The following is a 20,255-nucleotide window of genomic DNA, read 5'->3' as shown; positions in this document are numbered from 1 at the left end:
GCTTGCTCGCGAACCGCGCAGCGGCCATACCCTGCAAATTCAGCCCGCCCGCTTGAGCAACCACTGCAGGAATCCCTTTTTCTGCACCACCACCGGCACTTCCTGTATCAGCTCCTGCACCTTGTGCAAGCGGAAATCGAGCAAGGTTTTCATCGCGTCGTTGATGTCGTGGCGGGCTTCCAGGCAGGGCCTCAGGTAACCCTTTTCAATGCGGTAAAGCGTGCACGCGGTTTTCGCCGAGAAGGTCGCGGGCAACGCCATGTCGGTCAGGATGCCCGCCTCGCCGATCACTTCCCCCGGCCCCATGCGCCCGGACTCGAAGGGCGTGCCATGGCGAACCAACGAAACCGTCACCACACCGGACTCGATGATGAACAGGTTGCTACTGACCTCCCCTGCGCCGAGGATCGTCTCTCCGGGGCGAAAGTTTTGCAGGATCATGTTCTGGCTGAAGGTTTCTTTCTCTTCCTGGCGCAGGGTGGAGAAAATCGGCGAACTGTCGATCAGCGCCCGTGGCCGCGACAGGTCGCTGGTCGGCGTGGGTTCCACGCTCGACAGCAGGTTTACCCCGGAGGCCCGCAGGTGCCGGTAGGCCAGGTCGTAGAGTTGATTGCGCACCGTGCGCTTTTCGCTCATCGCGGCGACAAAGCCGCTGATTTCGTATTCCACGCCGGCGGGGCTCGAACCCTTGAGCGCCACTTTCGGGCCCGGCTGGTTGAGCAGGACGCGACAGCCCTGCATCGCCCGTTCCAGGGCATCGATCACGGTTTGCGGGCGCACATGGGGGCTGACCTGCAAACTGATCGAAACGCCGAACATATCGCTGGGCCGGCTGAAGTTGGTGATCTTGGCCTTGGCGGCCAGCGAGTTGGGAATCACGATCATGCTGCCCTGCGAGGTTTGCAGTCGCGTGGCGCGCCAATCGATATCAATGACCCGGCCTTCCGTGCCGTCGATGGCGATCCAGTCATCCAGCTGGTAGGGCTTGGTGGTGTTCAGGACGATCCCGGAAAACACGTCGCTGAGGGTGCTTTGCAAGGCCAGGCCGACGATGATCGCCAGGGCGCCGGAGGTGGCCAGCACGCCTTTGACCGGGAGGTTGAGCACATAGGCCAGCGCCGCGATGACCGCGACCAGGAAGATCACGGCGCCGAGCAGGTCTTGCAGCAATCGCCCGGTGTGCCCGACCCGTTGCATCATCGCCGCGCCGATCAACACGGTCAGGGTGCGCGCGCCGAACAGCCACCAGGCAATCTGCAATCCCGTGGCCGACAGTTGCAGCGGCACGCTGTCGACCTTGGGTGCCGGCTCCAGCGGGCTCAAGCCTTCGTTGAACAGCAAAAGGCTGAATAGCGAGAAAATCACCAACCGCAGGAACAGCTTCCAGTTGTGATGATTGATACCGATAAAGCGCCATAACACCAGATCGACGAGGATCAGGACCAGGGCGCAAACCAGCGGGTGTTCGGCGAGCAGCGACAGCATCAAACGACTCCAGCACAGGACAATGAGCAAAAGATCGCACACATTGGGCACAGTGTAGGAGCAATTGATTTGGCGGGAATCCGTCAATCCGCAAAACGCTTCAAAACTCTGTAGGAGCTGACGAAGCCTGCGATCCTTTGACTTTGCCCTTGCAAAGACAAGATCAAAGGATCGCAGCCTGCGGCAGCTCCTACAGGGGTGATGTGGGCCGGGCTTATTGGCTGTTGGTCAAGGTGCTGTAGCTGGTCATCAGGTTGCGGTAGTCCGGGATGTGGTTGGAGAACAGGGTGCCCAGGCCTTCGACGTCGTTGCGCCAGTCGCGATGCAGCTCACAGGCCAGGCCGAACCAGGTCATCAATTGCGCGCCTTGCTGGGACATGCGGTTCCAGGCCGAATCCCGGGTCAGGGCGTTGAACGTGCCGGAAGCGTCGGTGACCACGAACACATCGAACCCCTCGGCCAGCGCCGAGAGTGCCGGGAACGCCACGCACACCTCGGTGACCACGCCGGCAATGATCAGTTGTTTCTTGCCGGTGGCCTTGATCGCCTTGACGAAATCTTCGTTGTCCCAGGCATTGATCTGGCCAGGACGAGCGACATACGGCGCATCCGGGAACAACGCCTTGAGCTCCGGCACCAGCGGGCCGTTAGGGCCGGTTTCGAAACTGGTGGTGAGGATGGTCGGCAACTTGAAGTACTTGGCCAGGTCGGCCAGGGCCAGCACGTTGTTCTTGAACTTGTCCGGATCGATGTCGCGCACCAGCGACAGCAGGCCTGTCTGATGATCGACCAACAGAACGGCGGCGTTATCCTTGTCGAGACGTTTGTAAGAAGTAGTCATTGCAGTAGTCCTCGCGTGTTATCGATGCCGAGTGGAAATCGGCGTGGGGTACCCGGTTAGCGCTGCGAATCCAGCGTTTCGTGTTCGTTCGCCACTTGCTGGGCCTTGAGGTAGCTTTCGATCAGCAATTGATAATGCGGCATGGCCTGGGCGTAGACGGCCGCCCACTGCTCAGCATCCGGACGGTTCCACGAGCCTTGCAGCTCAGAGAGCGTAGCCATGATGTCGATCGGCACCACCCCGGCCTGGGCCAGTCGGGCGATTGTCAGATCAGTGGCCAGCTTCGAGTGGTTGCCGGAGGCGTCGACCACCGCGAACACTTTGTAGCCTTCATGCACCGCGGCAATCGACGGGAAAGCCAGGCACACGCTGGTCAGGGTGCCGGCGATCACCAGGGTCTTCTTGCCCGTGGCTTTGACGGCGGCGTGAAACTCGGGATTGTCCCAGGCGTTGATTTCGCCTTTGCGCGCCACGTATCGGGCGTGCGGCGCCGCCTCGTGGATCTCCGGGATCAGCGGCCCGTTCGGCCCTTGCGGTACCGAGGCGGTGGTGATCACCGGCATCTTCAGCAGGGTCGCGGCCTTGGCCAGGGCAATGGCATTGGCGCGCAGTTGCGGCACGTCCATGTCCTTGACGATCTGGAACAGTCCGCTCTGGTGATCGATTAGCAGCATGGCGCTGTCATTGGCGTCGATCGTCGGTTTCTGGCCGTTGAAATTGGCCGCATTGACGGTATTCATCAGCGTTTCCTCTTTTATTCAGGCAACAGCCATCCCTGGCCTGAAAACCGGCCTACGCATCCTGTGTAGAGCGGGTGGGTCGAAGCGGTCCGGATCAGCCGTGCATCTGGCCGAAGCGGCCGGACTGGAAGTCGGCGAAGGCCTGGTGGATTTCCTGCTCGGTGTTCATCACGAACGGACCGTGGCCGACGATCGGTTCGTCGATCGGCTCGCCGCTGAGCAGCAGCACCACCGCGTCCTCGCTGGCCTGGAGGGTCAACTGGTCGCCCTGGCGGTCGAACAGCGCCAACTGCCCCTGGCGTACCGACTCCAGGCCGTTGACCTGAACCGCGCCGCGCAGGACCACCAGCGCGGTGTTGCGCCCTTCATGCAGGTCGAGGGTGAGCAACTTGCCGGCATTGAGCCGGATGTCCCAGACATCGACCGGGGTGAAGGTGCGCGCCGGGCCCTGGTGGCCGTCGAACTCTCCGGCAATCAGGCGCAGGCTGCCGGCGTCGTCCTTGAGGGCAAGGCTTGGAATGTCGCCATCGAGAATCGTCTGGTAGCCGGCATCGGCCATTTTGTCCCTGGCTGGCAGGTTGACCCACAGCTGCACCATCTCCAGGGTGCCGCCGGTTCTGGCGAACCCTTCGGAGTGGAACTCCTCATGGAGAATGCCGGACGCGGCGGTCATCCATTGCACATCGCCGGGGCCGATCTTGCCGCCGCTGCCGGTGGAGTCACGGTGTTCCAGCTCACCTTTGTAAACGATAGTCACTGTTTCGAAGCCACGGTGCGGATGCTGACCAACGCCACGCCGTTCGGTGGTGGGCGTGAATTCGGCGGGACCGGCGTGATCGAGCAGCAGGAACGGGCTGATGTGTTTGCCCAGGTTGTCGTAGGAAAACAGCGTGCGAACCGGGAAACCGTCGCCGACCCAGTGGGCCCGTGGGCTGGTGTAGATACCGATGATGTTTTTCATGGTGTCTCCTGATGAGGTGGGTGAAGCCATGGACAAAGCTTAAAACCGCGACCTTTGTTGCGCTAGACTGCAAAAATCAGCCTTAGCGTTCTATCTGGAGAACGATGGTGGAAGACCTCAACACCCTCTACTACTTCACCCAGGTGGTGGAGCATCACGGTTTTGCCGCCGCCGGACGGGCTCTGGACATGCCCAAGTCCAAACTCAGCCGACGCATTGCCGAGCTTGAAGAGCGCCTGGGCGTGCGCCTGCTCAATCGCACCAGCCGCCATTGCTCGCTGACCGAAATCGGCCAGGCCTATTACCAGCGCTGCCTGGCCATGCGGGTGGAAGCGGAAAGCGCCGCCGAACTGATCGAACGCAACCGCTCCGAGCCCCAGGGCCTGGTGCGCATCAGTTGCCCGACCGCGCTGCTCAACACTTGGGTCGGGCCGATGCTGACCCGCTACATGCTCAAATACCCGCTGGTGGAGTTGTTTATTGAAAGCACCAACCGCCGGGTCGACCTGATCCACGAAGGCATCGACATCGCCCTGCGGGTGCGTTTTCCGCCGCTGGAAAACACCGACATGGTGATGAAGGTGCTGGGCAACAGCACCCAGAGCATCGTCGGCAGCCCGGTGTTCGCCACTGCGCGCTCGACACCGCCGTCGCCGGCCGACCTCAGCGGCCTGCCCAGCCTGCATTGGGGCGCGGCGCAGCGTGAATATCAGTGGGAATTGCTGGGTGCCGACGGTGCCAGCGCGGTGATTCGCCATGCGCCGAGGATGGTCACCGATGACCTGCTGGCGTTGCGCCACGCGGTCATTGCCGGGGTCGGCATCGCCCACCTTCCCAGCGTGGTGGTGCGTGACGACATTGCGGCCGGGCACCTGGTGGAGCTGGTGCCCGGCTGGGCGCCGAAGTGCGGAATCATCCATGCCATCTTCCCTTCTCGCCGTGGACTGCTGCCGTCGGTACGGACGTTGATCGACTTTCTCGGGGACGAGTTCAGCCACAGCGATATTGTCTAGGCGCAGCGGCAAGCTGCTAGCGACAAGATGATCGGGGGTGGCAAGGGTTTTATTTCGGACGTAATATCGACTTTGATTACAACCATAATATTCGTTCCGAGGACCCGAACATGCAAAGCCCGAATCGCGACGCCACGCTCGCCCAATGGATCGCCCAGGAACAGGCCATGCGTGAGCGCCTGGCCGGGCCTGGCAGTTTGTCCCTGGCCGAGGTCAGTGCCCTGACGCCCGCCGAGTTTTTCGAGGGCATCGGCAACGGTGAGCTGCCCTCGCCGCCTATCGGCACGCTGATGGACTTCATTCCCATCGAATGGTCCGCCGGGCTGTTCGTCTTTCAGGGCACGCCGGATGCGCGGCATTACAACCCGCTGGGCAGCGTGCATGGCGGCTATGCCGCGACCTTGCTGGACTCCTGCATGGGCTGCGCCATCCACACCCAACTGAAAAAGGGCCAGGGCTACACGACGCTGGACCTGCGCATCAGCTATGTCCGGGCGCTGACAGGCGCCAGCGGACCGGTGCGGGCCGAGGGAAAGATTGTTCACCTGGGGCGCTCGACGGCGCTGGCCGAGGGGCGCATTTACGATGTGGATGGGCGCTTGTATGCGACGGGCTCGACGACCTGCATGATTCTTGAGGCGCGGGGGTAGATTCCAAAACCGGGTCGCCTCCTTCGCGAGCAAGCCCGCTCCCACACTGGATCAGCGTACACCGCCTTTCCCCTGTGGGAGCGGGCTTGCTCGCGAAGGCGTCAAACCAGACACCATCCATGCTCCTGACGGCCCCGGATTCTTGACCTGCGGTAAACATTGCTTTGCCGCGCCTTGGGTTTTTCTCACGGATGCAGGCGCGGATACTCGCGCTCATTCCCACTGCAACCCTTGGAGTCATTCATGTCTATCCCCGCATTCGGCCTGGGCACCTTTCGCTTGCAAGGCCAGGTGGTCATCGACTCGGTCCGCACCGGCCTGGCGCTGGGCTACCGGGCCATCGACACCGCGCAAATCTACGAGAACGAAGCCGACGTCGGCGAAGCCATCGCCGCCAGCGGCATCCCCCGTGAAGAGCTGTTCATCACCAGCAAGATCTGGGTGGCCAACTTCGCCCGCGATCGCCTGATCGACAGCCTCAGGGAGAGCCTGCAAAAACTGCGCACCGACTACCTGGACCTGACGCTGATCCACTGGCCATCGCCGGACAACCAGGTGCCGGTCGAGGAGTTCATGGCTGCCCTGCTCGAAGCCAAGCGCCTGGGCCTGACCCGGCAGATCGGCGTGTCGAACTTCACCATCGACCTGATGCAACAAGCCATCGCGGCCGTCGGCGCCGAACACATCGCCACCAACCAGATTGAGCTGCATCCGTACCTGCAAAACCGCAAGGTCGTCGAGTTCGCGCAGAGCCAGGGCATCCGGATCACCTCCTACATGACCCTGGCCTACGGCGAAGTGCTCAAGGACCCGGTCATCGCGCAGATCGCCGACCGCCTGCAGGCGACACCGGCGCAGGTCACCCTGGCCTGGGCCATGCAACGGGGTCATGCGGTGATTCCCTCCTCCACCCAAGCCGCCAACCTGGCCAGCAACCTCAAGGCCTGCAACTTGCAGTTGAGTGAGGCCGACATGGCCCTGATCGCCACCCTCGATCGCGGTCATCGCCTGACCAGCCCGAAAGGCATCGCGCCGCTCTGGGATTAACAGGCCGGGGGTCGAACCTCAGCCCTGTTCCAGGCTGTGATCCAGGCGTGTCATGGCCTGGTGCAACTGATCGACAGCCGCGTCGATCAGTGTGGCATCGCCGCCATCGCATGCACGCTCCAGTTGCTCGCAACACGCGACCAGACGCTGCGCCCGGACCATCTGCGCACCGCCCTTGATGCGGTGCGCCAGGTCGCGCAAGCCGTGGTGATTACCATCGGCATGCGCTTGCAGCAGGCGTGCGCGGTCTTCGCGGTTGGTCACGGCCAGGTCGCGCAGCAACTCAAGGATCAGTTGATTGTCGGCCCCGGTGTAGAGCTGCAACCCGCCCAGATCGATTTCGGCAGTGGCGGGCTCTTCCCCCGCTTGAGCCGATTCGCTTGAAAACCTCGACGCCAGCCAGGCGCTCAGGTCGACCAGTCGAATCGGTTTGAACAGGCAATCGTCCATGCCGGCTTCAATGCACCGCACTTTTTCCTCGGGCTGCGCGTTGGCGGTGAAGCCCAGGATCAGCGTCGGTTGCCCCGCCTGGAAACGCTCCTCGTCGCGGATCGCACCCGCCAGTTCATAGCCGCTGACCACCGGCATGTTGCAGTCGGTGATCACCACATCAAAGGCGTGCTCGCGCCACTGCTCGAACCCCTGCTGGCCATCCTCCGCCACACGCACCTGGTGCCCCAGGTAACTCAACTGGCGCGAGAGCAACAGGCGATTGGCCGGGTAATCGTCGACCACCAGGATGTTCAGCGCGCGGACCCTCGCCGGCCTATCGCCCTGCGGCAGTTCCAGGACCGGCAACGCCTGCAGCGCGACCAGCTGGAGACTGATGTCGACGCAGGTGCCATGCCCCAGAACGCTGTCGAGCTGCAAGCGCCCACCCATCATTTCGCACAAGGTACGGCTGATCACCAGCCCCAGCCCGGAACCTTGCCGACCCGATTGCTGGCTGTTCCCGCCCTGTGCGAACGGGCTGAACAGCCGTTGCCGGTCAAAGGCGCTGATGCCGATCCCGCTGTCCTCGATGCGCACGTTGACCACCAGGCGCTCCGGTGGCGCGGGCACCACCTGCACGGTCAGGCTGACCTCGCCCTTGTGGGTGAACTTGATGGCATTGCTCAGCAGATTGGACAGCACTTGCTTGAAGCGCGTGGGGTCGATCAGCACGTCGCGGTCGCTGTGCTCGTCCAGTTCGACCCGCCAGCGCAGGTTTTTCTGCCGGGCCAGGCCTTCAAAGACACGGCTCACCGAGACCACCAGCGCCTGCAGGTTGGCCCGCTCCGGTGCCAGCGACAGGTGCCCGGATTCGATTCGGGCGATGTCCAGAATGTCGCCGATCAAGGCCAGCAATTGCTGCCCGGCATTGGACGCCACCTCGATGGCCGCACGATCGGTTACGCCTTCATCCGCCCGCTTCAGTGCCAGTTCAAGCATGCCGATCAGGGCGTTCATCGGCGTGCGGATCTCATGGCTCATGGTGGCCAGGAAGGTGGTCTTGGCCCGGTTGGCATCGTCGGCGGCATCCTTGGCGTCCTGCAGTTGCTGGAGCCATTGCTGGCGCTGGCGAATCTGCCGACGCTGCCAGGCCATGGCGCTCAAGGCCAGCAGGAGCAAGACGCCAGCGGCGGCAAAACCCTGGAAAATCGCCTGTCGATGACGCAGCCAGGGGCTCTGTTCCACCATCAGGTCATTGCGCCAGGGCAGGGTCAGTTCTTCGATTTCTTCAGGGGGGATGCTCAGCAGCGCCTTGTCCAGGATCGAATGCAGCTCGGTCGCCTGGCGACTGGTCGCCAGGGTGCTGCGGGCGGGATCGGTGCCCACCGTGCTGCTCACTTGCAGGCGATCGCGGTACTGCCGGGAAATCAAATAGCGGGCGCTGATCAATGAATTGATACTGCCGTCGGCCTTGCCCTGGGCGACCATCTCCATGGCATCGGCTGACAGGGGCGCCTCCACGCAGCGGATCAACGGGAAGTGCTGCCGCACGAATTCGCCAGCGATATTGCCTTGGGTCAGCGCCAGGGTTTTTCCGCTCATCTCATCGAGCAGACCGGGGCTGCCCGGTGCTGCACGGGTGACCAGCACCGAAGGGCTGGTCAGGAATGCCCGGGTGAACAGCAAGTCCTCTTCGCGTCGGGAACTCAGGCCGATCCCGGCCAGCACATCGACCTCGCCACGCTTGATGCCCGTGACCATTTCCTCGACCGACCGCATGGCGCGGATGTCGAATTGCAGGCCGGTGCGCAGGCTGATTTTGGCCAGCACATCGACACCGATACCGCGAAACCGGCCTTCGCTGTCGATGAAGGTGATCGGCGGGATGTTCTCGTTGATCGCCACGCTCACACGCGGGTGCCGGTCGAGCCAGCGTTGCTCGGCCACGCTTAATTGCAGGGAGTGCGTGCCCGGCATCGACACCCCGCTCGCCCCCCAACGCCGCAGAATGTTCATCTGTTCATTGGTGGTGATGGCCGCCAGCGCCTGATTGACGATGCGCAGCAGTCGCTCGTTGTCACGGGGCATGGCAAAGGCGAAGCGGCCCGACTCCATGCGCGAAAAGTCGGCCAGCTGGACGTTGTTGAGATAGTTTTTGCGAATCAGGTAATGGGCGCTGATCGCATCGCCCAGATAAACGTCCGCCTGACCGAAGGCCACCGCGCCCACTGCCGCCAGCGTCGAGGGGAAGAGCTGGACATTGGCCTCGGGATAGAACTGGCGCACGTTCTGTTCCGGCAGATAGTGGTAGAGCATCGCCAGGCGCTTGCCGGCCAGCGCCGGGTCCGGCAGCCAGGTGGAATCGGTGCGGGTGACCAACACCGGTTGATCCACCGCATAGGCGCTGGACATCTGCAGTTGCGAATCCTGTGCCTCGTAACTGTTGGCCGTTGCCAGCAGGTCCACATCCCCTTGCTTGAGCGCCTGAACCGCCTCGTCACGCGAGCCGTAGCGCAGAATATCGATCTCGACCCGCAACAGTTGCTGGAGCAGGCCGACGTAGTCTGCGGTGATCCCCTCAAGGGCATGGCCCGTGGCGGTGATATCGAAGGGCGGATAATCCGGCGTCGACACGGCCAGCACCAACCGGCCCTTTTGCTGTAGCCAGCGCGAATCGGACGCCGACAGCTTCAGGCTGTAGCCGTCCACGTTCGAGCGCCCCAGCAACGCTAATGATTGCGGCTGTGCGACAGCGCCCGCTGTCCATAGACAAAGCGCCAACAACAGCAGGAGCATCAGGCGTCGCAAGGCGTTCATTCAGATCAGGTCATGGCGTTGGGCAAGATCGCGTAGATGCACCGACGATTGCACCTTGAGCTTTTCGATCAAGCGGGTTTTGTAAGTGCTCACGGTCTTGTGGCTCAAATGCAGGGTCTCGGCGATGACCTTGTTACTGAGACCGCGGGCCAGCAGTTGAAAAATGGTCAGCTCACGGTCCGAGAGCAGATCGATCATCTGCTTTTCACTGCGTTGAAAGCCGCTCATCGACACCGAACTCGAAGGGATCTGGGCGAAATAGGTGTACCCGCCCCGCACGGCGCGCACGGCTTTTTGCAGATGCTCCAGGTCCTTGCCCTTGTCGACATAGGCCGAGGCACCGGCCCGCATGCAGCGATCCTGGAAAAACTCCGCTTTCTGGGCGGTAAAGATCACGACGCGACACCGCACCTCGCCCGCCTTGATCCGCGCCAGCACTTCCAGGCCGTCGAGGGAAGGCAGGTTCAAATCCAGCACCACCAGGTCCGTGTTGTGCTCACGAATCATCGACAGGACTTCGTTGCCGCTGTCCGCTTCATGAATGCGCTTGAATCCCTCTTGACTGAGTATGATTTTGACTGCGCCGCGTATCACCGGGTGATCGTCCACAATTAGCACTGAATCCATGGCAACTCCCTGGGCAAAACACGACGATGGGGCAAGGCCCAAATTAGACGCAGTGGCTGCGCCCAGACTCTGGCATGGATAACCGTTGCGCACTACCTGACAGAAATGACAGTGCCGACGAACGGTTGCTGCGGATCGACCTGCGCCATCAAGCGCTGGATCGCCGCCAGATCCGGTAGCGCGACGCGACTGACCTGAACCTTTGGCTGCTCGCCTGTTGGAATGGAGGGCAGCCGGGCCCGCTGGCAGTCGTAGATCAGCACACGATCCAACTGGCGGTTATCGACGCAGAAAGCCACCAGGTCCAGCTGGTCACCGGCCAGCGCGGCATTGACCAGCAGCAGGTCGAAGGGCTCGCTGGCGTACTCCACCAGCACCAGCAACTCCTCGAGGTTTTGCACCGGCGCCACCCCGTAGTACCCGAGCTGGTTGAACCCGCGCTCGATCCGCAGCCGGTTGAAGTGTTGCTCGTCCGCGATCAGGATGCGTAATGACTTGTTCGACAACGGGGCCTCCGCAGGCGAGTCCGAATAATGAGCGCGCAAGGCTACGGAAGACCCTCGGTGGTTTATGTAGGACTTTTCCGAAATAGGGGTATGAATTCCATCTGGAGGTGCTGACAGGTTTGGGTGAGCGTGCTCATTCCCCTGTGGGAGCGGGCTTGCTCGCGAAAAGGCCGTATCAGTCAATACATGGGTCAACTGACACACGCAATCCCCTGTAGGAGCGAGCATGCTCGCGATGGATGTCAACGATAACGCGGGCTGTCTGAATGAGCGCGGTGTCTGGCCGTTTATCGCGAGCATGCTCGCTCCTACAGGGGGTCGAGTACATCCGCGCATTGAAGCTTGCTCCTGCGCGCTCTTCCGATTGCCTCGCCCTAAGGACGAAACCCTGGATCGCCGTTACCGCAGCAATGGAATCACTGCCACCCAAACCGCCGGATGTAAAACCCCTTCACCGCCTGCGTCACCCCCATATACCCCAGCAGAATCACCGGCAGGAACACGAAATACAGCGACGGCAACGCCTGCAATTTGAAGGAGTGCGCCAGCGGCCCCATCGGCAGGAAAACGCCCACGGCCATGATGATCCCGGTCATCACCATCAACGGCAGCGCCGCGCGGCTTTGCAGGAACGGCACCTTGGGGGTGCGGATCATGTGCACGATCAGTGTCTGGGTCAGCAGGCCGACCACGAACCAGCCGGACTGGAACAGGGTTTGATGGTCCGGCGTTTTGGCATCGAACACGTACCACATCAAGGCAAAGGTGGTGATGTCGAAGATCGAGCTGATCGGCCCGAAAAACAGCATGAACCGCCCGACATCCGCCGGCTGCCAGCGCTGCGGTTTTTGCAGCATCTGGGCGTCGACGTTGTCGAACGGGATGGCGATCTGCGAGATGTCGTAGAGCAGGTTTTGCACCAGCAGGTGCATCGGCAGCATCGGCAGGAACGGAATGAACGCGCTGGCCACCAGCACCGAGAACACGTTGCCGAAGTTGGAACTGGCGGTCATCTTGATGTACTTGAGCATGTTGGCGAAGGTCCGCCGCCCTTCCAGCACGCCCTCCTCCAGCACCATCAGGCTTTTTTCCAGGAGGATGATGTCCGCCGCTTCCTTGGCGATGTCCACCGCGCTGTCCACCGAAATGCCGATGTCGGCGGTGCGCAAGGCCGGAGCGTCGTTGATGCCGTCGCCCATGAAACCGACCACGTGACCGTTACCCTTGAGCAGGCGCACGATGCGTTCCTTGTGCGCCGGCGTGAGCCGGGCAAAGACGTTGGTGCGCTCTACCGCCACCGCCAGTTCGGCATCGCTCATGCGTTCGACGTCGTTGCCCATCAGCAGGCCTTGTTGTTCAAGGCCGACTTCCCGGCAGATCTTCGCGGTCACCCGTTCGTTGTCGCCGGTCAGCACTTTCACCGCCACGCCATGGGCCGCCAGCGCCTTGAGCGCCGGTGCGGTGCTTTCCTTGGGTGGATCGAGAAAGGCCACGTAGCCGATCAGGGTCAGTGCCTGTTCATCCGCCAGGCTATAGGCATCGCGCCCTTCAATCATCGGCCGCGCGGCCACCGCCACCACACGCAACCCTTCGGCGTTGAAGGTGGCAGTGACCTGACGAATCCGCGCCAGCAACGCTTCACTCAGCACTTCGTCCATCACGCCGTGACGTACCCGAGTGCACACCGACAGCACTTCCTCAACGGCGCCCTTGCAGATCAGCAGGTGCGGTTGATCACGCTCGCCGACCACCACCGACATGCGCCGGCGGGTGAAGTCGAAGGGAATTTCGTCGACCTTGTGAAACGCTGTGCCGACTTTCAATTGGCGATGGATTTCCACGTGTTCGAGCACCGCCACGTCCAGCAGGTTTTTCAGGCCGGTCTGGTAGTAGCTGTTGAGGTAAGCCATTTCCAGCACGTCATCGCTATCGTCGCCCCAGACATCGACGTTGCGTGCCAGGAAGATCCTGTCCTGGGTCAGGGTGCCGGTCTTGTCGGTGCACAGCACGTCCATGGCGCCGAAGTTCTGGATCGCGTCCAGGCGCTTGACGATGACCTTTTTGCGCGACAGGAATACCGCGCCCTTGGCCAGGGTCGAGGTGACGATCATCGGCAGCATTTCCGGGGTCAGGCCCACGGCAATCGACAGCGCGAACAGCAGCGCCTGGGTCCAGTCGCCCTTGGTGAAACCGTTGATCAACAGCACCAGCGGCGCCATGACGAACATGAAACGGATCAGCAGCCAGCTGACGGTGTTGACCCCGGCCTGGAACGAAGTCGGGGCCCGGTCGGTGGCGCCGACCCGTTGCGCCAGCGCGCCGAAATAGGTGCTGTTGCCCGTGGTGAGAATCACCGCCATGGCCGTGCCGGACACCACGTTGGTGCCCATGAACAGAAGGTTGTCCAGGTCCAGGGGATTGAGGGTGGCGCTGTCCTGCCGGCGCGGGAATTTCTCCACCGGCATCGATTCGCCGGTCATCGCCGCCTGGCTGACGAACAGGTCCTTGGCACTGAGTACCCGGCCATCGGCGGGAATCATGTCGCCGGCCGAGAGCACGATCAGGTCCCCCGGCACCAGCAGGCTGATTGGCAATTCAAGGCGCCGCGGGCCACTGTTATCCGGATCCCGACGCAACACCGTCGCGGTGTTGCTGACCATCGCCTTGAGCGCATCGGCGGCCTGGCTGGATTTACTTTCCTGCCAGAAGCGCAGCAAGGTCGACAGCACCACCATGGAAAAAATCACGATGGCGGCTTTCATGTCCTCGGTCAGCCACGAGACCACCGCCAGCACCGTCAGCAGCAGGTTGAACGGGTTCTTGTAGCAGTGCCACAGGTGGGCCCACCAGGGCAGCGGCTGTTCATGTTCGACTTGGTTGAGGCCGAACTGCCCGCGCAAGGCGTCGGCCTGGTGTTCGCTCAAGCCGTCGGTGTGGCTGCCCAGTGAGTCCAGCAACGGGCCGGTGTCGCTGCCGGCAGCGTTGACCAGGGTGCGCGCCAGCGTCGGCGGCACCTCGCGGCTGACCGTGGTGTCGGTGAAGGTTTCCAGCAACGCCAGGCGACGGAAGTGCCGGGCAATGTGGCGGGTGCGCAGGAATCCGGCGAAGAATTCCTTGAGCAGGGTCAGGTTCATGGCAGCGTCCCCCAGGGTCAGCCGGGAAACCGTCGAGCAGGCGCGTCGGTGCACCGCGATGGCGACAACAATCGGCCATCACGCGGGGTTCAGCGTCGATGAGAGGACGTCGGGACACGGACCGGGAATGGCCGTGATCGGGAGGCCGCTGCTCGCTTTTACGGCGAGGCAACGGCACAAAAAAGCGTGCGCGTTATCTGGCCGAGGAGATGCCGGTTATCGAAACCGGCCGACGACTGTCACTCGAACAAGTACCCACTGTGGGTCTCCGCTATTGATGAAAACGCGCGAAGCTTACGCCCCGGTATTGGCAGAGTAAACCGGTTACAAAAGCTTGCAGGGGCAATCGCGGGGTTCTTCAGGAAGGGTTCAGGATCGGGCTATAAAAAGCAAAAGATCGCAGCCTGCGGCAGCTCCTACAGGTGTACGCCATCCCAATGTAGGAGCTGCCGAAGGCTGCGATCTTTTCAGGCACACTCAATATCAGCTGGCCGTGGCCAACAACAAATCCACCACCGAGCGACTGTGCCCACGCTGCTTGCCATGGTCATACAACGACCCGGCGATCTCATCCGCGCGAATCGGCAGGATCGACAGCAAAGTGTCGCTCAAGCCATGGCTGGCCTGGCAGAAGCCCTGCATATAGATGCCGGCCTTGCAGCGCTCGTCGGAGATCAGCCGGTAGTGACGGTCGACCTCGAAATCACCCAGGTACTGCTCCAGCGGCGCCAGCAATTGGCGGTGCATCTGGCGCTCGTAACCGGTCGCCAGTACCACCGCGTCGTAGTGACGAACCGAGACTTCGCCTGTGGCGTTATCGCGCACCGTCAGATCGATGCCGCGCTCGGTGGCCGTGGCCTTTTCGATCGTCGTCAACGTGCGGAATGCATGGCGCGCGATGCCCGAGACTTTCTGGCGGTAGAAAATCCCGTAGATGCGTTCGATCAGGTCGATGTCCACCACCGAGTAGTTGGTGTTGTGGTACTCGTTGACCAGGCGCTCGCGTTCACTGCTGTGCTGATTGAACACCAGGTCGGTGAACTCCGGCGAAAACACCTCGTTGACGAAGGGGCTGTCGTCCGCCGGTTTCAGCGCCGAGCCACGCAGGATCATGTCGACCTGCACCGACGGGAAGCTGTCGTTCAAATCGATGAAAGCCTCCGCCGCACTCTGGCCGCCGCCGATGATCGCAATGCTCATCGGTTGATTGTTCACGCACGGCTGCCGGGCCATCTGCGACAGGTACTGCGAATGGTGGAAGACCCGCTTGTCACCCTTGAGCGCCTTGAATGCTTCGGGAATGCGCGGCGTGCCACCGGCACTGACCACCACCGAGCGGGTGGTGCGCACGTATTGATGGCCGCCGGCATCGCGGGAAATCACCCGCAGCGCCTCGACCTGCTGGTTGTGCAGCACCGGCTCGATGGTCAGCACTTCTTCGCCATAACGGCTCTGTGCTTCGAACTGGCCGGCGACCCAGCGCAGGTAGTCGTTGTACTCCATGCGGCACGGATAGAAGGTGCCCAGGTTGATGAAGTCCACCAGGCGGCCGTGGGCCTTGAGGTAATTGACGAACGAGTAAGGGCTGGTCGGGTTGCGCAGGGTCACCAGGTCCTTGAGGAAGGAGATCTGCAGCTCGCTCTGGGTCGACAGGGTGTTGCCGTGCCAGCTGTAGTGGGCTTGCTTGTCGAGAAACAGCACATCCAGCTCGCCCTGGGTCGGCCCGCGCTCTTGCAGCGCGATGGCCAGCGCCAGGTTGGAAGGGCCGAAACCGACGCCAATCAGGTCGTGAACGATGGGCGATGCAATTGCCTGTGTCATTTCCAGTGTCCTCTGGATGAACCCCCGAGCCGCGGGGAGTAAGCCTAAGTGACCTGACCGGCCTTGAGCAGGACAGCAGGTCGTCGTTTGATTAGGAACGAGGACAGTGAAATTAAATTTAACCAGGTTTTTACAAGCCGGTTTTTACAAACCGGTTTTTACAAGCCGGCTTTCACAAAGCGGACGGACTCATTGCGCATCCCATTGGCGCACGCGGACCCGGCAATGCTTCATCGCATTGACAATGTGCTTCTCCACCAGCGCCTTGGAAATGCCCAGGCGTTCGGCGATCTCGGGGTGTGACAGGCCCTCGAGTTTGCGCAGCAGGAAACTCTCGCGGCACAGCCGGGGCAGTTCCGCCAACGCCCGCTGGAGCATGTCCAGGCGCTGGCCGTGATCAAGGCTGCTCAACGGGGATGGACTGAAATAGCGCTCTTCATTGTCGAGCACGTCCAGCGACTCGACCTGGCGCAACGCATTGCGCCGGTGATCGTCGATCACCAGGTTCAATGCCGTGCGATAGAGGAATGCCCGGGGCTGCTCGATCGGCGTGTCGCTGGAGCGTTCCAGGACTCGCAGATAAGCGTCATGCACCACATCTTCGGCCACCTGACGGTTGCCGAGCTTGGCGTTCAGGAAACACACCAGCTCTCGATAGTAGTTTTCCAACATGACTCCCGTCCGCACGGGTGCGGGTTCTGTCCTTGAGCCACCGTTGCGGCCACAAAAAAAGGCAGTGGCACGATAGTGGCAATTTGAGGTGCGTAATTTATAGTAATTCTCATATAGATTTAAAGTATTGGTTTGTACTACCCGACAAATAGTCGCCGAGCTGTGGGAGCGGGCTTGCTCGCGAATGCGATGGTTCACCCAACAAATTCGTTGAATGACACACCGAATTCGCGAGCAAGCCCGCTCCCACATTTGGTTACATGTGAGGGCTAAATTCCCTGCCACTCGCCTCGTATACAGAACAGCTCTCCGTCCCTGCCGGCTCAACGGCAGCGTTCAATCGTTTTGGAACCCTGCATGAAACGTCCCCGCCAGACCCGACGCGCCCTGCTTGTAGCGCTCAGCCTGATTCCCGTTGTCGCCGTCGCCGCCTGGCAATTCGTCCCGCCGGGGCGCGACAAGTTCGCCACGGTACAGGTCAGCCGCGGCGATATCGAAAGCAGCGTCACGGCGTTGGGCACCCTGCAACCGCGGCGCTACGTCGACGTCGGTGCCCAGGCGTCGGGGCAGATCCACAAGATCCATGTGGAAGTCGGTGACGTAGTGAAGGAAGGCCAGTTGCTGGTGGAAATCGATCCGTCCACGCAGCAGGCCAAACTCGATGCCGGGCGTTTCTCCATCGAAAACCTCAAGGCGCAGCTCCAGGAACAACGGGCCCTGCACGACCTCGCCCAACAGAAATTCCAGCGCCAGCAGCACCTCAAGGCCGGTGGCGCCACCCGCGAAGAAGACGTGCAGACCGCCCAGGCCGAAGTGCGCGCCACCCAGGCGCGCATCGACATGTTCCAGGCACAGATTCGCCAGGCCCAGGCCAGCCTGCGCAGTGATCAGGCGGAACTGGGCTACACACGGATTTACGCGCCGATGTCCGGCACCGTGGTCGCCCTCGATGCCCGCGAGGGCCCGACCCTCAACGCCCAGCAGCAGACACCGCTGATATTGCGCATCGCCAAACTGTCGCCGATGACGGTGTGGGCCGAGGTGTCCGAGGCCGACATCGGTCACGTCAAACCCGGCATGAACGCCTGGTTCACCACCCTCAGCGGCGGCACCCGGCGCTGGAAGAGCACCGTGCGGCAGATACTGCCGGTGCCGCCCAAACCCCTCGACCAGACCAGCCAGGGCGGTGGCAGTCCCGCCAGTTCGAGCAAAAGCGGCAGCGCCCGGGTGGTGCTGTACACCGTCTTGCTGGACGTCGACAACGCCGACAATGCGCTGATGGCGGAAATGACCACCCAGGTGTTCTTCGTCGCCGATCAGGCCAAAGGCGTGCTGACCGCGCCGATTGCCGCGTTGCAGGCCGGCCCGCAAGCGGACAGCCAGATCGCGCAGGTGGTGGCGAAAAACGGCAACGTCGAACAACGCACCGTGCGCACCGGCATCAGCGATCGCCTGCGGGTGCAGATCCTCGATGGCCTGCAGGAAGGCGATCACTTGCTGATCGGCACGGTCGACGGGAGTGGCGGCTGAATGCAGACGCCCCTGATCGACCTTTCGGACATCCGCAAGGCCTACGGCGGCGGCGACGCGCCTGAAGTCCACGTGTTGCGTGGCATTGACCTGTCGATCCATGCCGGCGAGTTCGTGGCGATCGTCGGCGCCTCCGGCTCCGGCAAGTCGACGCTGATGAACATCCTCGGCTGCCTCGACCGCCCGACCTCGGGCGAGTACCGCTTCGCCGGGGAAAACGTCGCCGCCCTGGACAGCGACGAACTGGCCTGGCTGCGCCGCGAAGCCTTCGGTTTCGTGTTCCAGGGCTACCACCTGATCCCGTCTGGCTCGGCGCAGGAAAACGTCGAGATGCCGGCGATTTATGCCGGCACTCCAGCAGCCGAACGCCACGCCCGCGCCGCCGCCCTGCTCGACCGCCTCGGGCTGGCCACGCGCACCGGCAACCGTCCGCACCAGCTGTCCGGAGGCCAGCAACAGCGCGTGTCCATCGCCCGCGCCCTGATGAACGGCGGCCATATCATCCTCGCCGACGAACCGACCGGCGCCCTCGACAGCCACAGCGGCAAGGAGGTCATGGCGCTGCTCGACGAACTGGCGAGCCAGGGCCACGTGGTCATCCTGATCACCCACGACCGCGAAGTGGCGGCCCGGGCCAAGCGCATCATCGAAATCCGCGACGGCCTGATCATCAGCGACAGCGCCCGGGACAACCCCGCCGCACAACACTCGGCCAACCCCGGCGCGCTGCAAGCCGTGGATTTGCGCAAGCGCCTGAGCGAAGGCGCGCAAGCCTCAGGCGCCTGGAAAGGCGAACTGGTCGACGCGGTGCAGGCGGCCTGGCGGGTGATGTGGGTCAACAAGTTCCGCACCGCGCTGACCTTGCTGGGGATCATCATCGGCGTCGCCTCGGTGGTGGTGATGCTGGCCGTCGGCGAAGGCAGCAAGCGCCAGGTCATGGCACAGATGGGCGCGTTCGGCTCCAACATCATTTACCTCAGTGGCTCCTCGCCCAATCCGCGAACACCGCTAGGCATCATCACCCTGGAAGAGGTCGCCGCCGTGGCCAGCCTGCCCCAGGTGCTGCGCATCATGCCGGTCAACGGCCAGGAAGCCGGGGTGCGTTTCGGCAACCTCGACCACCTGAGCTACGTCGGCGGCAATGACACCAACTTCCCGGCGATCTTCAACTGGCCGGTGGTCGAAGGCAGCTACTTCACTGAAGCCGACGAGCGCAACGCGGCTGCGGTGGCAGTGATCGGCCACAAGGTTCGCAGCAAACTGCTCGGGGGCGTGGCCAACCCCATCGGCCAGTACATCCTGATCGAAAACGTGCCGTTCCAGGTGGTCGGCGTGCTGGCGGAAAAAGGCGCCAGTTCCGGCGACTCCGACAGTGACGACCGCATCGCCATCCCCTATTCCGCCGCCAGCGTGCGGCTGTTCGGCACCCACAACCCCGAGTACATCGCCATCGCCGCCGCCGATGCGAGCAAGGTCAAGGACACCGAGCGTGCCATCGAGCAACTGATGCTGCGCCTGCACAACGGCAAGAAGGACTTCGAGCTGACCAACAACGCCGCGATGATCCAGGCCGAGGCGCGCACGCAAAATACCCTGTCGCTGATGCTCGGTTCGATTGCGGCGATTTCGCTGCTGGTGGGCGGCATCGGCGTGATGAACATCATGCTCATGACGGTGCGTGAACGCACCCGCGAGATCGGTATTCGCATGGCCACCGGTGCCCGCCAGCGGGACATCCTGCGCCAGTTCCTCACCGAGGCGGTGATGCTCTCGGTGGTCGGCGGGCTGGCCGGGATCGCCCTGGCGCTGATCGTCGGCGGCGTGCTGATCCTCAGCGAAGTCGCCGTCGCGTTCTCCCTGATAGCGGTGCTGGGCGCCTTCGGCTGCGCCCTGGTCACCGGTGTTGTCTTCGGCTTCATGCCGGCCCGCAAAGCTGCCCGACTCGACCCGGTCACGGCCCTTACCAGTGAATGATCTCT

The 20,255-nt window shown here is 62.5% G+C and carries 15 protein-coding genes; 5 read left to right on the top strand and 10 right to left on the bottom strand.

Translation table 11 applies throughout. The features are described 5' to 3' along the window. Positions 1-39: 39 nt before the first annotated feature. The 4 genes from F8N66_RS00280 to F8N66_RS00265 all read right to left on the bottom strand — a co-directional run bounded on the left by F8N66_RS00280 (position 40) and on the right by F8N66_RS00265 (position 4,027). Complete coding sequence (locus F8N66_RS00280; protein ID WP_150768280.1) at positions 40-1,485, bottom strand: mechanosensitive ion channel domain-containing protein; 1,446 nt, start codon at positions 1,483-1,485, stop codon at positions 40-42. Positions 1,486-1,699: 214 nt separating this feature from the next. Further along, a complete protein-coding gene (gene ycaC / locus F8N66_RS00275; RefSeq protein WP_150768279.1) occupies positions 1,700-2,326 on the bottom strand; it encodes an isochorismate family cysteine hydrolase YcaC in 627 nt (208 codons plus the stop codon). Between the two features lie 56 nt (positions 2,327-2,382). Beyond that, positions 2,383-3,066, bottom strand: a complete 684-nt coding sequence (locus tag F8N66_RS00270; RefSeq protein WP_150768278.1) for an isochorismatase family protein — start codon at positions 3,064-3,066, stop codon at positions 2,383-2,385. Between the two features lie 94 nt (positions 3,067-3,160). Continuing rightward, on the bottom strand, positions 3,161-4,027 hold the full coding sequence (locus F8N66_RS00265) for a pirin family protein (RefSeq protein WP_150768277.1): 867 nt from the start codon (positions 4,025-4,027) through the stop codon (positions 3,161-3,163). 104 nt (positions 4,028-4,131) lie between these two features. On the opposite strand from F8N66_RS00265, the gene F8N66_RS00260 reads away from it, so the two are divergent. From F8N66_RS00260 to dkgB, 3 genes are all read left to right on the top strand, one after another. Then, positions 4,132-5,040, top strand: coding sequence for a LysR substrate-binding domain-containing protein (locus F8N66_RS00260; RefSeq protein WP_150768276.1), 909 nt, complete (start codon positions 4,132-4,134; stop codon positions 5,038-5,040). 110 nt (positions 5,041-5,150) lie between these two features. Further along, entirely contained in the window at positions 5,151-5,690 is a 540-nt protein-coding gene (locus F8N66_RS00255; protein ID WP_150768275.1) for a PaaI family thioesterase, read from the top strand. A gap of 243 nt (positions 5,691-5,933) precedes the next feature. Next, positions 5,934-6,737 carry a 2,5-didehydrogluconate reductase DkgB gene (dkgB, locus tag F8N66_RS00250; protein ID WP_150768274.1) on the top strand — a complete coding sequence of 268 codons (804 nt, stop codon included), beginning with the start codon at positions 5,934-5,936 and terminating at the stop codon, positions 6,735-6,737. Positions 6,738-6,755: 18 nt separating this feature from the next. Here dkgB and F8N66_RS00245 read toward each other — a convergent pair whose 3' ends face one another. From F8N66_RS00245 to F8N66_RS00215, 6 genes are all read right to left on the bottom strand, one after another. After that, on the bottom strand, positions 6,756-9,986 hold the full coding sequence (locus F8N66_RS00245; RefSeq protein WP_150768273.1) for a transporter substrate-binding domain-containing protein: 3,231 nt from the start codon (positions 9,984-9,986) through the stop codon (positions 6,756-6,758). Continuing rightward, the gene (locus F8N66_RS00240) at positions 9,987-10,613 is read right to left on the bottom strand and encodes a response regulator transcription factor (protein ID WP_150768272.1); all 627 of its coding nucleotides are present in this window, start codon (positions 10,611-10,613) and stop codon (positions 9,987-9,989) included. It lies immediately after the preceding gene. A 92-nt stretch (positions 10,614-10,705) separates the two neighbouring features. After that, positions 10,706-11,119, bottom strand: coding sequence for a response regulator (locus F8N66_RS00235; protein ID WP_150768271.1), 414 nt, complete (start codon positions 11,117-11,119; stop codon positions 10,706-10,708). A 416-nt stretch (positions 11,120-11,535) separates the two neighbouring features. Continuing rightward, the gene (gene mgtA / locus F8N66_RS00225) at positions 11,536-14,253 is read right to left on the bottom strand and encodes a magnesium-translocating P-type ATPase (RefSeq protein ID WP_150768269.1); all 2,718 of its coding nucleotides are present in this window, start codon (positions 14,251-14,253) and stop codon (positions 11,536-11,538) included. 483 nt (positions 14,254-14,736) lie between these two features. After that, a complete protein-coding gene (locus F8N66_RS00220; protein ID WP_150768268.1) occupies positions 14,737-16,074 on the bottom strand; it encodes a lysine N(6)-hydroxylase/L-ornithine N(5)-oxygenase family protein in 1,338 nt (445 codons plus the stop codon). Between the two features lie 189 nt (positions 16,075-16,263). Beyond that, positions 16,264-16,746 (bottom strand): sigma-70 family RNA polymerase sigma factor, encoded by a 483-nt coding sequence (locus tag F8N66_RS00215; RefSeq protein ID WP_150768267.1) that lies wholly within the window; start codon positions 16,744-16,746, stop codon positions 16,264-16,266. Positions 16,747-17,103: 357 nt separating this feature from the next. Here F8N66_RS00215 and F8N66_RS00210 point away from each other — a divergent pair, with 357 nt between their 5' ends. Next, the gene (locus F8N66_RS00210) at positions 17,104-18,276 is read left to right on the top strand and encodes an efflux RND transporter periplasmic adaptor subunit (protein ID WP_150768266.1); all 1,173 of its coding nucleotides are present in this window, start codon (positions 17,104-17,106) and stop codon (positions 18,274-18,276) included. Further along, positions 18,277-20,250, top strand: a complete 1,974-nt coding sequence (locus F8N66_RS00205) for a MacB family efflux pump subunit (protein WP_150768265.1) — start codon at positions 18,277-18,279, stop codon at positions 20,248-20,250. The last annotated feature ends 5 nt before the right edge of the window (positions 20,251-20,255 follow it).

The sequence above is a fragment of the Pseudomonas fluorescens genome (assembly GCF_902498195.1).
GTDB lineage: Bacteria > Pseudomonadota > Gammaproteobacteria > Pseudomonadales > Pseudomonadaceae > Aquipseudomonas > Aquipseudomonas fluorescens_BU.
This window is presented reverse-complemented; position numbering and strand designations above follow the sequence as displayed.